At 56.8% G+C, this 13670-nt stretch carries 8 protein-coding genes and 2 pseudogenes; 6 read left to right on the forward strand and 4 right to left on the reverse strand.

Features of this window, described 5'->3' with window-relative positions:
- From hisB to GY33_RS19500, 3 genes are all read right to left on the reverse strand, one after another.
- Positions 1-588 (reverse strand): imidazoleglycerol-phosphate dehydratase HisB, encoded by a 588-nt coding sequence (gene hisB / locus GY33_RS0101255; RefSeq protein ID WP_031385594.1) that lies wholly within the window; start codon positions 586-588, stop codon positions 1-3.
- A 251-nt stretch (positions 589-839) separates the two neighbouring features.
- Positions 840-1376, reverse strand: coding sequence for a DUF4416 family protein (locus GY33_RS0101260; protein WP_031385595.1), 537 nt, complete (start codon positions 1374-1376; stop codon positions 840-842).
- A gap of 79 nt (positions 1377-1455) precedes the next feature.
- Positions 1456-4410, reverse strand: coding sequence for a hybrid sensor histidine kinase/response regulator (locus GY33_RS19500; protein WP_051822167.1), 2955 nt, complete (start codon positions 4408-4410; stop codon positions 1456-1458).
- A 398-nt stretch (positions 4411-4808) separates the two neighbouring features.
- Here GY33_RS19500 and GY33_RS19505 point away from each other — a divergent pair, with 398 nt between their 5' ends.
- Positions 4809-7601, forward strand: a complete 2793-nt coding sequence (locus GY33_RS19505) for a PAS domain-containing hybrid sensor histidine kinase/response regulator (protein WP_051822168.1) — start codon at positions 4809-4811, stop codon at positions 7599-7601.
- On the opposite strand, the gene GY33_RS20805 is transcribed toward GY33_RS19505, so the two are convergent.
- Positions 7529-8032, reverse strand: a complete 504-nt coding sequence (locus GY33_RS20805) for a hypothetical protein (protein ID WP_152555015.1) — start codon at positions 8030-8032, stop codon at positions 7529-7531. The two genes, GY33_RS19505 and GY33_RS20805, sit on opposite strands and share 73 nt — an antisense overlap.
- On the opposite strand from GY33_RS20805, the gene GY33_RS0101280 reads away from it, so the two are divergent.
- The 5 genes and pseudogenes from GY33_RS0101280 to GY33_RS21905 all read left to right on the forward strand — a co-directional run.
- Positions 8016-8750, forward strand: coding sequence for a response regulator (locus GY33_RS0101280; RefSeq protein ID WP_051822169.1), 735 nt, complete (start codon positions 8016-8018; stop codon positions 8748-8750). The genes GY33_RS20805 and GY33_RS0101280 overlap by 17 nt on opposite strands.
- Before the next feature lie 27 nt (positions 8751-8777).
- Positions 8778-10979 (forward strand): ATP-binding protein, encoded by a 2202-nt coding sequence (locus GY33_RS19510; RefSeq protein ID WP_152555016.1) that lies wholly within the window; start codon positions 8778-8780, stop codon positions 10977-10979.
- Between the two features lie 182 nt (positions 10980-11161).
- Positions 11162-11902, forward strand: a pseudogene (locus GY33_RS21900) (PAS domain-containing protein); the annotation flags it as partial.
- 102 nt (positions 11903-12004) lie between these two features.
- Positions 12005-13066 (forward strand): PAS domain-containing sensor histidine kinase, encoded by a 1062-nt coding sequence (locus GY33_RS21605; protein WP_235185430.1) that lies wholly within the window; start codon positions 12005-12007, stop codon positions 13064-13066.
- Positions 13067-13477: 411 nt separating this feature from the next.
- A pseudogene (locus GY33_RS21905) lies at positions 13478-13657 on the forward strand (helix-turn-helix domain-containing protein); the annotation flags it as partial.
- Between the last annotated feature and the right edge of the window lie 13 nt (positions 13658-13670).

Genomic DNA, 13670 nt, shown 5'->3' on the forward strand with positions numbered 1-13670 from the left:
TCAACAACTTCCTTTGGTGCTCGGCACACCGGTACGAGTCCTGGATACGGCTTGACGCAGGGCCATGCCAAGAGCCTTGAACGCCCCTTCCACGAGATGGTGGCCGTTGCGGCCGTAGCGATACTGAACATGCAGATTCATGCGGGCTTCCTGGGCCAGGGACTTGAAAAACTCCCGCCAGACGTCCTTTTCCTCTCCGGCGATCAGAGCAGGCAGAGGGTCGTCGGCGTACACCAGATACGGCCTGCCCGAGAGGTCCACCACGACTTCCACCAAGGCCTCGTCCATGGGCACCACCGCGGAGCCCAGTCGGACGATCCCGACCTTGTCCCCCAGGGCGTCCGAGAGAGCCTTGCCCAGGGCCAGGCCTACGTCTTCCAGGCTGTGGTGCGCGTCAATGTGCAGATCCCCGGCGCAGGTCAGGTTCAGGTCGAAGTCCGCCCAAAAGGCCAAAAGATGCAGCATGTGATCGGCGAAGCCGACGCCGGTCTGAATATGGGTTGCTCCGGAACCGTCCAGAACCAGCTCCAGCTTGATGGATGTTTCCTTGGTCGTCCGCTCGATAGCGGCTTTGCGAATCTCGTGCATATACCGTGTCCCGCCTTGCGTTTTGGTAACTATTCAGCTCATCCGAGGAAATACGGCCTGGATACCCGCCTTCGCGGGTATGACTGATTGGGAGGCGGCATGGAAAACACGTCATTCCCGCGAAGGCGGGAATCCAGCGTCGGAAATAAGCTCAACTCAGGATTTACTGAGTAGTTACGCGTTTTGATGAAAAAAGGACGTTTTCTCCCGGAAGACGACCGCTGTCAATGTACTCGCCCGACGCCTCCCGGTCAGCCGGGACAAACGCCCAGCTTCACCCGGTAGCCATGGCGCAGTGCGGTCAATTGGGCTTGCAGGGCCGGATCGGCGTAGTCCCGGAAGGTCCAGGGCAAAGAGCGCCACTGTCCGCCTTGAAAAATCAGTGTCAGGTCGGCAAAGACGCCTTGGCCGAGATAGACGCGATGGGTGAAGTTCTTGCCCGTGGCCAGCACGAATCGCTCCTGGGTCAACAGCCCCGGGTCCAAGTTAAACAAGCGGTTGCCGTCCCGGACATGACGCTGCTCCAGTTCATGGGCCCACAACTTGATCTCCCGCAACCGATCCTGTGGGACAACCTGGGCAAACCCGAGCAACCGGCGCTCCAAGGGCGCTCCAAACTCCTCCTGGTAATACGTCGTTGCCGTAAACGGCAGCGGCTCCCCCACGCTTTCCAGCGGACCGAGGTACGCCTCCAGATCGGATCGCAATCCCGGCCAGAAAACGTCCCAGCGGGCGCTGAACAGGGATAATACCACCAGGGCCGGAAGAGGTTCCTTGGGAATGCTCATGGCTCAGGCTACGAAGAATGACCTTGAAAGATCGGTCCAAAATGCAACATGCTCAGCAATTCAAACGAAACATCGTTCCTCACCGCCCCAGCACCTCCCGGAGCACGGTCTCCAAATCCCGCAATTGATACGGCTTGCCGAGAAAGCCCTTGGCACCGGCGGACAAAGATTGTCGTCCCTGTCCTTCCGCGGAATAACCGCTGGCAATCACCACTTTGACCAGCGGGTCGACGCGCAGCAGTTCTTGCAGGCATCTGTACCCACCCATGCCGGGCATATTCAGGTCCAACAGCACCAAATCAATCTTCTCCCCCTCCTGGAGGTATGCTTCCAGGGCTTCTTCCCCGCTGGCCGCGTTTTTCACCTTGTACCCCAGCACTTCCAGGACTTCCCGTGTCAAAGCCCGGATTTCCGACTCATCGTCCACCACCAGGATGGTTTTCTCTTCACCGTGGCCTTCAGGGAGCGTTTTTTTTGGCTCAGCCATCTCTTCCGGCGCATGTCCATGCGCCGCGGGCAGATAGATTTTGAACACCGTTCCCTGTCCTGGTTCGCTGTAGCACTGGATGGAACCACCGTGGTTCTTGACGATGCCGTACACCGAGGCCAAACCCAGCCCGGTCCCTTTGCCCACGGTCTTGGTGGTGAAAAAGGGATCGAAGACGTGAATCAGGGTTTTCTTGTCCATGCCGTGGCCCGTATCCGTGACGGACAGCAGCACATGAGAGCCGGGTTCAGAGCCGGGATGCATCCGGACAAATCCTTCGTCAAGAACCACGTTGTTGGTTTCGATGAGAAACGTTCCTCCGTCCGGCATGGCGTCCACCGCGTTGTTCGCCAGATTGAGCAACACTTGTTCGATCTGCACCGGATCGGCCAAAAGCGACCAAAGCTCGGGATCAAGGCGCGTCTCCACGGCGACCATCTTGGGGATGGTCCGCCGCAGCATGCCCGCCACGCCTTCCACTTCCCGGTTCAGGTCCACGGGCACCCGGCATGATTCCTCCTTACGGCTGAACAAAAGCAATTGCCTGACCAACTGGGCGGCCCGCTCGGTGGATTTCAGCGCCGCCCTCAGACGGACGACGTCCGGATGATCGTCGGGCTTGCCCGCGAGCAACAGCTCGATATTGCCCCCCAGGGTCTGAAGCAGATTATTGAAGTCGTGGGCCACTCCCCCGGCCAGAATACCCACGGACTCCATCTTTTGCGCCTGAAGCAGTTGGGCCTGCATTTTTTCCCGCTCCGCCTCGGCCTGCTTGCGCTCGGTGATATCGTACGCCAATCCGCCCACCGCTCTCCGTCCGTCGGCCAGGACCAGAGCGAATTTGACGTCGTTCAGCCAACGTTGCTTTTCACCAATGTGGGCCGCGTACTCCAGCTCAACCCTGTCCAGCTCCCCGGAGAGAATCCGCTCATCCGCCTTCTCAAGCAAATCAGAGGTCGCGGAATCGAAAAGCGCCCTCGCCGAGTCTCCGCCCGCCAGGCTGACGAAGCCGTTCATGAGCTCCGCTACGCGCCTGTTTTTGTAAACATGCGCGAGGCTTTCATCCTTGATATAGGCGTACACCGGGGTTTCATCCATAAACGCCTGGAAGCGCTGCTCGCTTTGCCGCAACCGCTCTTCAGCGGCATACTCATCCGTCACGTCCCGAAACACCAGCACCACGCCGGAGATGCGTCCCTGGCGATCGCGGATGGGGGCCGCGCTGTCGGCGATCTGGTATTCCACGCCGCCCCTGGAAAGCAGCAGTGTGTGATTGGCCAACCCCACGATCCGGCCGAAATCAATCACCTGATGTACGGGATTATCCACGATCTCCCGGGTCCGAGAGTTGACGATGCGGAACACTTCATTCAACGGCTTGCCTTTGGCCTCGTCCAAGGTCCAGCCGCAGAGCTTTTCCGCGACCTGATTCATGTTGGTCACCAGGCCTCGCGGATCCGTTGCGATCACGCCGTCTCCGATGGAATGCAGGGTTGTGGCGAGGTTTTCCTCGCTGGCCTGCAGGGCCTGGGTCATCTTTTCCCGCTGGCGGATATTCCAGGCCATCTGCAGGACCAGCGCCAGAAGCACCACGGTAAAGACCGTCAGCACGCCCAGAAAAATACGGGTCCTGGCGGATAAAGCCGCCTCAGCCAGCTTGCGCTCGGTTTCGTCAAGGATCAGGGACAGCATCACCCGGCGTCCGTCCAGAAGGACGACTTCGGCGGACCACAAGGCGTATCTGGGTTCTCCGGCCTTGGTCATGAACTGGATCGGCTCGTCCTTGAAGTACCCCTGCTCCGCTATCTTGGCCACGATGCGATCCCGGTCCGCCGGATCGGCCCAGATGCCGACCTCCTTGGACGTTTTACCGATCAGCTCCTCCCTGGCATACCCGAGCATCTCGTTCCAGCGCTCATTGACGTCCAGAAACAGGCCGGTCTCGATATCCGAAATGACCAGCGGCGCCGGACTGGAGTGAAAGGCCTTGGCGAACCGCTCCTCGGACTGTCTGCGCTGCGTGATGTCCAGGACGGTAAAGGTCACCCCGGCGGACAGGTCTTCGGAGTTCAAGGGGGTCGAAGAGAGGATGACGTCCAGGACGGCCCCGTCTTTGCGCAACCAGCGGGTTTCCACGGACCCCGTGCCTTTTTCGGAAATCTGGCGATACTTTTCCCGACCCACGAAGTCGTAGTCCTCCTGCGTGGGGTAGAGCATCCGTGCGCTTTGGCCGATCAGCTCCTCCCGGCTGTAGCCGGTCAGCTCCAAAACATAATCGTTGACGCTGGAGATCACCCGGCCTTCCACCATCCCGATGCCCGTAGGCGCGGTCTGGAGGATGGTGGCCAAAAGCTGATCGGTCAGCGAATGCCTGTCTGTCCATGTCTCCGCCTCGACCTCGTGGGAAAACGGCGGCACGGCAAGCAGCACAAAAAACAGAACCAACAGGCATGTTCTCGACAGCCCGGAAATCAAGACTCCGGTTCCCTGCCTGGCCGCGCCGGAACGAGTCCGAATTTCAGGGCATTGATTCTTGGGTGTGGTCATGATGTCAGCCTTTTCCTCGGATCTCGGTGAAATTTGTGCTCATATCGCCAAGGAATCGAAACGAATCCTTGCTATCTGAAAAACCGGCCAATGACGAGCGTTAATCCGGCAAACCAGTCGGATTCCAACGACGGGAAAACTGACCAAACTGAGAAGTATTCCGGCATCTTCCCGACTTGAAAATTGGAGTTGATGTTTTAGCCTTATCTTGCCTAAATTGGCACGGGCAAGTTCAGTTAGCCCACCAATTTCATTGCGAGATGCTTCAGGAGAGGGCGCTGCTCGAAACGACGAGAACAAGGCCTTCCCGATGGATGTCATGATTCCGACCTGCCTCCCCCGGCATGGTTATTCCCCGTCCCCAAAGCGCATTCATCCCTGCAACAGAGGAGCCGTCCATGCCCGAAACGTTCTCTTTCAACGACAGTGTCCCAGACCCTGGGCCTGATCCTGAGTCTGGCCCAGGGTCTGATCCGGACTTAAGCCTTCAAGACATTTTCGAGAACGCACCCATCGGCATTTTCACCAGCACGCCCGAAGGCCGCTTTCTCTCGGCCAACCCCGCGGCGGCAAAAATGTTTGGGTTTGAGACGCCGCGAGAACTGCTGGACGCAATCATCGACATTGCCGCGCAGCTCTACGTCGACCCGCGAGACAGAGAGAAATTCAAAACGGTCCTGGAAGCGGAAGGTCAGGTTTTGGACCAGGAATTTCGCATGGTTCGCAAGGACGGGACCCTGTTCTGGGTGAACAGAAACGCCCGCGTCCTGAGAGATCGGGTTGGACGAATCAGGGCTTATCAGGGATTTATTACAGACATTTCCAAACGGAAATTGGCCGAGCAGGAATTGCGCCGAAGCGAAAACCTGTTCAGGAAAATCTTTGAAATCCTGCCCGTGGGTTTGTGGATCGCGGACGGTAACGGAAAACTTCAGCGAGGCAACCCGGCGGGAGTGGCCATTTGGGGGGCGGAACCTCAGGTTGATCAGAAAAAGTATGGCGTTTTCAAAGCCAGACGTCTGCCGACAGAAGAAGAAATCGCGCCTGACGACTGGGCCTTGGCGCGCACCGTGAACAAAGGCGAGACCATTGTCGACGAACTCCTGGAAATAGACGCCTTTGACGGCGAGAAGAAGATCATCCTCAACTACACCGCGCCGGTACTGGACGAACGAGGAAACGTGGAAGCGGCCGTCGTCGTCAACCGGGACGTCACATTTCGATATCTCGCCGAGAAAGAACTGCAATCCCAGCGGTTGCGCCTGGAAAACATCATCAACGGCACCAACGTGGCGACCTGGGAATGGAACCTCCAAACCGGCGAACACATCATTGACGCACGCTGGGCCGAGATTGTCGGCTATACTCTGGAAGAGTTGACGCCTGTTTCCATCCAGACCTGGGAAAACCTCGTTCATCCGGATGATCTGAAAAATGCCGGCGAACTGCTGGAACGACATTTCACGGGGGAAGTGCGTTATTTTGATTATGAATACCGCATGAGGCACAAAGACGGCAGCTGGGTATGGGTCGAGGACAGAGGTCAAATCATGACCCGAACCCCGGAAGGCAAGCCGTTGATGATTTACGGCACTTTATCCGACATCACGCAACGTAAAACGATGGAAAGCGCCCTGAAGGAAAGCGAGGAGCGGTTCAGACTGAGCATGGAGGCCGTCAGCGATGGAGTCTGGGACTGGGATGTGCGGACCAACCATGCCTATTACAGCCCAGGCTTTTTCGGAATGCTGGGATATGAGGCCCATGAGATTCCCGCGGATGTAACGCAATGGACGGATTTGTTGCATCCTGAAGACAAGAAAAAAGCCCTCGAGATAACCCAGGATTGCATTGAGAATCAGGCGGAATCCTTGACTTTGGAGTTTCGACTTAAAGCCAAGGATGGAAGCTGGAGATGGATATTGGGACGCGGGAGTGTTTTGTCCAGAGATGCGCTCGGCAGGGCAACTCGGCTGATAGGCACCAATCAGGACATCACCAAACTCAAGCAGGTTGAACAAGCCCTGGTCCTGGCCAAGGAGCGGGCCGAGGCCGCCAACCGAGCCAAATCCGAATTCCTGGCCAACATGAGCCACGAAATCCGCACGCCCATCAACGGCATCATGGGCATGCTGCAACTCTTGAGCAACACCGCGCTAAGCGACAAACAGCAACACTACATTCAACTGGCCGCCAGTTCCGCCGAACGCCTGACCAGACTGCTGTCCGACATTCTCGACTTGTCCCAGGTCGAGGCGGGCAAGATGATGATCCGTGAAACAACGTTCAGCATGGAAGAACTGCAAGACTCCATAACCGGCCTGTTCAGCGTCACGGCGAGAAGCAAGGGAATCGCCCTGGAGTGCGCCGTTGACCCTGCCATTTCGCCGCGCCTGATCGGAGACGAAGCCCGTGTCCGGCAAGTCCTCTTCAATCTTATCGGCAACGCGCTGAAATTCTGCGATACCGGCAAGGTCACGGTGGAAATGGCTCCGATTCGCTCCTGGAAACCCGGAGCCGTCCGAATTCTCTTTTCCGTGACCGACACGGGCATCGGCATGCCCGAAAACAAACTGAGAGAGCTTTTCGAGCCCTTCACGCAGCTTGACGGCTCCCACACCAGAAAATACCAAGGCTCCGGGCTTGGCCTGGCCATCGTCAAACGCCTGATTGAACTCATGGACGGACGGCTCTGCGTGGAAAGTCGGCAAGGAGAAGGTACTTCGGTATACTTCGACCTGTATTTCAAGCTCCCCGATGACGTCGCCCTTCCGGAAGATCCACCGGCGCCCTCTGTTCCCGCCCCGCCCAACCTGCGCATACTGCTTGCCGAAGACGATCCTTCAAATTCTTATCCGACCGTAAAACGCCTGGAAAGGGCCGGTCATGCGGTAACCCTGGCCGAAGACGGGAGACAGGCCTTGGACCTGCTCAAGGACCGGGATTTCGACTGCATCCTGATGGACATCCAGATGCCGGTAATGAACGGCATCGAGGCCGCCAAGACCATCCGCTCCTCCACCGACCTCGGCCCCAAGAAGGATATTCCCATCATCGCCCTTACCGCCTTTGCCATGGACGGAGATCGGGAAAAGTTCCTGGAAGCCGGGATGAACGACTACCTGGCCAAACCGGTGTTGAAGAAAGACCTGACAAAGGCTTTGGAGAAAATCACCCGAGGACCGGCCTGAACCGCGCCAGGGCCGTGAAAACGGCACGAACCAAAATGAACTGAATATGTAACTTCCGTGGAACCAAAGCCATGAAAAAAAGCATCGCCACGCGGATGAACAAGGACATCCTCCTGACCTTCCTGGTGATCGCGGTCTTGTTCATTATCTTCGGCATCCTGATGCAATTGCACTGGCGCAACGAAAACATCCGGATGGTCGTCCACCTCCTGGACACGGTCGTGACCAGGGAGCAAAATACTCTGGCCAACGAACTCTTTGAGAAACGAATCACCTCCCTGAACATGCGCCTGCGGGAAATGCGCGACATCACCGAGCGCAAGCGGGCCGAGCAGGAACAGGAGAAGCTGCAAAGTCTGTTTCTCCAGTCCCAAAAGATGGAATCCGTGGGCACCCTGGCCGGAAGCGTGGCCCATGACTTCAACAAGCAACGTGGTCCTGGACCAAGACTTCGCCAACCACCATCCGGGCTCGTCCGCCGGACCTCACGTGCTCCTGATCGTGACGGACACGGGGTACGGCATGGACGCCCAAACCCGCGAGCATATCTTCGATCCCTTCTTCACCACCAAGGAAGTGGGCAAAGGCACCGGCCTGGGCCTGGCCTCGGCATACGGCATCGCCAAGAGCCACGGCGGCTACATCCAATGCTTCAGCGAACCGGGCTCAGGAACGTCGTTCAGAATTTACTGGCCGGCCATGAACGAACAGGAGATCAGCCCGACCGAGGAACCGCGGGAAAGCATCCTTCAAGGCGGCGACGAGTCCATTCTCGTGGTTGACGATGAGCCGGAAATCCGGGAATTGACCCAAGAGGCCCTGGAGGCCCTGGGCTACACCATAAAGAGCGCCGCCAGCGGAGAAGAGGCCCTGCGGATTTACCAAGAACACGGCCAAATCCTCGACTTGGTCCTTTTGGACCTTAATATGCCTGGCATGGGAGGATATAAGTGCCTCCAGGAATTGTCGCGGATGAATCCCTCGGTCAAAGTGGTGATCAGCAGCGGTTATTCGGCCAATGGGAATGCCGGCGCGGCCCAGGCGGCCGGAGCCGCGGGCTTTATCGGCAAACCGTACCGGCTGAAGGAACTGGCGACCATGGTGCGGGTTGTGCTGGATGAACCGACATCCGGCGGTCAGGCCCGCTGATGTTGACGAAAAATTTAGGAGATCATCGTGGAACCATCGTCTTCGGCCATGGTCGCCTTGGTGCAAAACGCCGCGCTGCTTCTGGCGACGGCATTGCTTTTCGACGTTTTCGCCTCCAGGTGGCGAAGCGGGGAACTCTTTCTTCTCCAAAAGGTCTTTGTCGGACTGCTTCTCGGAGGCATCGGCATGGTGGTCATGCTGACCCCGTGGACTCTGCTTCCCGGCGTAGTATTTGATACGAGATCCGTCCTGATCGGCATAACGGGCCTGTTCTTCGGGGCCATTCCCGCGGCGCTGACCATGGCCATGACGGCCGCCTTGCGCCTTTATCAAGGCGGTTCGGGCGTCTGGATGGGCGTCGCGGCGATCCTGGTTTCAGGGGGCATCGGCCTCGCCTGGCGGTATGCGCGGAAAAAGCGACTGGCAGCCATTTCATGGCTTGAACTCCTCGCTTTCGGAATCGCCGTCCACATCGGCATGCTGGCCATGACGGTCTTCCTGCCCAGGGATGTCGCGTTTCATGTTTTTACAAACATCGCCGGGCCGGTGATGCTGATCTATCCCGTGGCCACGGCTCTGCTTGGAAGCCTGATGATCAGACGCTTGATCCATGAACAGTCCGAGGAACAGGTACGGGATGAAAAGAAATACAGCCGGACCCTGTTTGACGAGTCCCCCATCGGATTGGCGCTTTGTCGTATGGATGGGAGCCTCGTGGACGTCAATCCCGCCTATGCGCGGATCATCGGACGCACTGTTGATGAGACGTTATCCCTGACGTATTGGGATATGACTCCAGAGGAATATGAATCACTGGAACAGGCTCAGTTGCGATTTCTCGCCGAAACCGGACGGTATGGACCATTCGATAAAGAATACATGCACGCGGACGGCCACCGGGTGCCGGTCCGTCTGCAGGGCTTGATCACGGAGATAAAGGGCGAACGGTTCATTCTGTCGGCGGTGGAGGACATCACCGACCAAAGAAAGCACGAACAAGCCCTGCTCCAGGCCAAGGAACAGGCTGAAGCAGCCAACCAGGCCAAATCCGAATTTTTGGCCAATATGAGCCACGAAATCCGCACCCCGATCAACGGCGTCATGGGCATGCTGCAACTCCTGAACACTACCAGGCTGGACGACAAGCAACATCGCTACATTCAGCTTGCCACAAGTTCCGCCGAGCGCCTGACCAGGCTGCTGTCCGACATTCTCGACCTGTCCCGGGTCGAGGCGGGCAAGATGGAGATCCATGCATCGACATTCAGCCTGGACGAACTGCAAGACTCCATCACCGGACTGTTCGCCGTCACGGCCCAAAGCAAGGGCATCGCCCTGGAATGCACCGTTGATCCCGCCATTCCGCCGCGCCTGGTGGGAGACGAAGCCCGGGTCCGGCAAATTCTCTTCAACCTGGTCGGCAACGCCTTGAAATTCAGCGATGCCGGAAAAATCACCGTGGATATGGTTCCGATCCGGTCCTGGAAACCCGGAGCCGCCCGGCTCCTCTTCACCGTAACCGACACGGGCATCGGCATACCCGAGAACAAGTTGAAGGACCTTTTCCAGCCCTTCACCCAAGTGGACGGCTCCTACACCCGTAGACACCAAGGGGCAGGACTGGGACTGGCCATCGTCAAGCGGCTGGTTGAACTCATGGATGGAAATCTCTGCATGGAAAGCCGGGAAGGTGAAGGCACTTCAGCCCACTTCGCCCTGCACTTCAAGCTCCCCGACGACACGACTACGAAAAACGATTCCCCGTTGCCCTCCGCTTCCGCCCCATCCGGTTTGCGCATTTTGCTGGCCGAAGACGATCCGTCGAACGCTTTCCCCACCCAGGAACGGTTGAAACTCGCCGGGCACCACGTCACCCTCGCTGAAAACGGCAAACAGGTCCTGAAACTGCTCAAGGAGCAGGATTTCGACGTCATCCTGATGGACATCCAGATGCCGGAGATGGACGGCCTGGAGGCAACGCGACGCATCCGTGCCATGGAGGACGAAAGTCAGAAGTCAGAAGACAGAGATCCGAACTCTGACCCTCAGGTCTCAAGTTTCAACCCTCAGCCCTCTCGGCGAACGCCGATCATCGCCCTGACCGCTTACGCCATGGCCGGGGATAGGGAGAAGTTTCTGGAAGCCGGGATGAACGACTATCTAGCCAAGCCGGTGCTGGTGAAAGACCTGGAAAAGGCCTTGGAAAAGATTATTCGGCGATCAGATTGATCCGAATTCTTGTTTCATTCTCGGGAGACGAAACAGTCAAGAATGAACCTGCCCCCACCCAATGGCGGACCATATTATCCTTGATTTAATTTACCCTTGATTTTCGAAGAGATATGTATCAAAAATATCTCAGGCAGCTCTTTTGCCGTAAGCCATGACAAGCCCACGCTCAGGAGCCTCCCATGCACGATACACATCCCCGCAAAAATCCAAATAGCCCAACACCCGGCTTTGATCTCCAGAACATCTTCGACAACGCGCCCATCGGCATCTACACTTCCACGCCGGAGGGACGTCTCATCTCGGTCAATTCGGCAACGGCTCAGATACTTGGCTATGATACTCCACAAGAATTGATCGACATCGTAACGGACATAGGCGCTCAAATTTATGCCTCCCCATCTGACAGAGAACGCTTTCTGCATCATTTATCAGAACAACACGCAATAAAGGACCAAGAATATCTTTTACGTCGCAAGGATGGATCCTTCTTTTGGGCATCCTTGAATGCTTTCGCGGTATTCTGCGAGGACGGGAACATCTCTCATTTTCAGATATTCTTGGTTGACATTGATGAAAAGAAAGTAGCGGAACAAAAACTCCGTGAAAGCGAGAAACGATTCCAATTTGCCCTTGAGACATGCAAAATCGGCACATGGGAGTTGGATGTCTCGGGCCTTTGCGCCACCCGATGCATTCTCCACGACAATATTTTCGGCTACCGGAAACTTCTGGCTGAGTGGTCGTACCCCTTGTTCATTGAGCATGTTCATCCCGAAGACCGGAATCATGTGGAAAAGAAGTTCAAGAAAGCCGTGGAGGCGAAACAGGATTGGAGTTTTGAGTGCCGGATCATCCGAACGGACGACGAAGTTCGTTGGATATGGGCGGCGGGAAGGCATGCGCCGGATGCATCCGGCACCCTGAATCGCCTGGTCGGCATTGTGCAGGACATCACGGAACGCAAGCAGGTCGCGGAAGCCGAGGCGTTGCGCGACAGTGAAGAACTGTTCCGGTACATGTTCATGCATGCGCCCGTCCCCTACCTCTCTCTTGATGATCAAGGCCGCCTCTTGGAAGTCAACCAAACCTCCCTGGAGCTTCTTGGTTATCCACGAGAGGATTTCATCGGCCGGAACATCAAAACCATGATCCACCCCGAGAGCGTAGAGCGGTTCGGGGAATATTTTCGCAACCTCAAGGCAACCGGCGAAACCCCGAACATGGAGTTCGAAATAATCAAAAGCGACGGGACCAGCATCCATGGTTTTTTCAGCGGACGGGTTCAGTACGACAACCATGGTCGGTTCCAGAGAATGCACTGTATTTTCCAGGACATCACCAAACGGAAAGAGGCGGAAGACGAAATCAAGGAAGTCAACCGGCAGCTCCAGACGGCCAATGCCGAAAAAGACAAACTCTTCTCCATCATTGCCCACGACCTCAAAGCGCCCATGGCCAGCCTTCTGGTTTCAACGGGAATGCTGGCTGATCAGGCGGATATTTTTTCGGAGCAGGACATCCGGTTTATCTCAAAAGAGCTGCACGGCAACGCTAAAAACACCTTCGCGCTTTTGGAAGACCTATTGCAGTGGTCGCGGATGAGTCAGGGAGGGATAGACTATGATCCAGGACCATGCAGCCTGCGTGAACTTATCAACACGAGTTTCTATACAGCCCAGGAAGTGGCCAAAAGCAAGGATGTCGCCATCAGCCTGGATATCCCCCAGGGGCTTACCGTTCATGTCGACCAGCCCATGATCAATACGGTGATCCGCAACGTCCTGTTCAACGCGGTCAAGTTCTCCCACCGCGGCGGAAAGATTGTCGTCTCCGCCCGACAGACTGGACAAAATGTGACTATGGCGATTCAGGATAACGGTGTCGGAATGGACCCGAACGTGCTGACCGATTCGTTTTCCTTGGAAAAGGTCAATCGCCAAGCGGGCACCGAAGGCGAAAAAGGAACCGGCCTGGGGCTTGTGCTGTGCAAGCAGTTTATCGAGCGGCACGGCGGGCAAATCTGGCTGGAAAGCTCGCCTGGCCAAGGCACGACGGCATTTTTCACCTTGCCGGTCGGCGAGTGAACGCCAAAGCATGGTCAAGAAACCAGGACGGACCGCATGACCGTATATGTGGTTTTCGCCGACACGACCCCAACCGCATCAACCCCCCTGCACCCCAGTCGACCCTTGACTCCCGCAATTTTCCAGCACTCTTAAACCGCAACGCTTCCCGCAATTCCACGCCCCCTCCAGTCGTGGCGACGACCACCGACTCCAAAACGCCAAAAATTAGCCACGTCGTGTCATATACATCGCGCTGTTTTTTGGTAGTATCCTCCTAACGTCTGAAAAGGTTCAGGGCAGGCCTCCAGGCATCTCCAGCCCGGGCCGGGGTATGATCATTCCTGAGGACACCTTGAGTTCCCAACGATATCAAAGAGTTCAGCGTTTTTTTCTGAAACCGAAGCACCCTGTCATGACCGGGAGAAGCAAATGAAGCAATGTCCAATCGCGACCCGTCGACTTGGGGAACGGTTGCGGTATTTGCGTTCCCTGAAAAGCCTGACCCAGGCTGAGCTGGCTCAAAAGCTGAACATCAGTCTGAGGCAGTATTGCCGTATTGAACGGGGCGAGTCGCAGACCACCGTCGCTGTTTTGGAGCAGATTTGCGAAGCGCTGGATACCT

Source organism: Desulfonatronum thiodismutans, from assembly GCF_000717475.1.
Classification (GTDB): Bacteria; Desulfobacterota; Desulfovibrionia; order Desulfovibrionales; family Desulfonatronaceae; genus Desulfonatronum; species Desulfonatronum thiodismutans.

What these genes read in the sequence shown, in the direction of transcription:
- GY33_RS19505 (WP_051822168.1), top strand. Translation starts at nt 4,809, where the DNA reads ATGCCCGAAACGTTCTCTTTCAACGACAGTGTCCCAGACCCTGGGCCT.
- GY33_RS0101260 (WP_031385595.1), bottom strand. Translation starts at nt 1,376, where the DNA reads ATGAGCATTCCCAAGGAACCTCTTCCGGCCCTGGTGGTATTATCCCTG.
- GY33_RS21605 (WP_235185430.1), top strand. Translation starts at nt 12,005, where the DNA reads ATGCATGCGCCCGTCCCCTACCTCTCTCTTGATGATCAAGGCCGCCTC.
- GY33_RS19500 (WP_051822167.1), bottom strand. Translation starts at nt 4,410, where the DNA reads ATGACCACACCCAAGAATCAATGCCCTGAAATTCGGACTCGTTCCGGC.
- GY33_RS0101280 (WP_051822169.1), top strand. Translation starts at nt 8,016, where the DNA reads ATGACTTCAACAAGCAACGTGGTCCTGGACCAAGACTTCGCCAACCAC.
- hisB (WP_031385594.1), bottom strand. Translation starts at nt 588, where the DNA reads ATGCACGAGATTCGCAAAGCCGCTATCGAGCGGACGACCAAGGAAACA.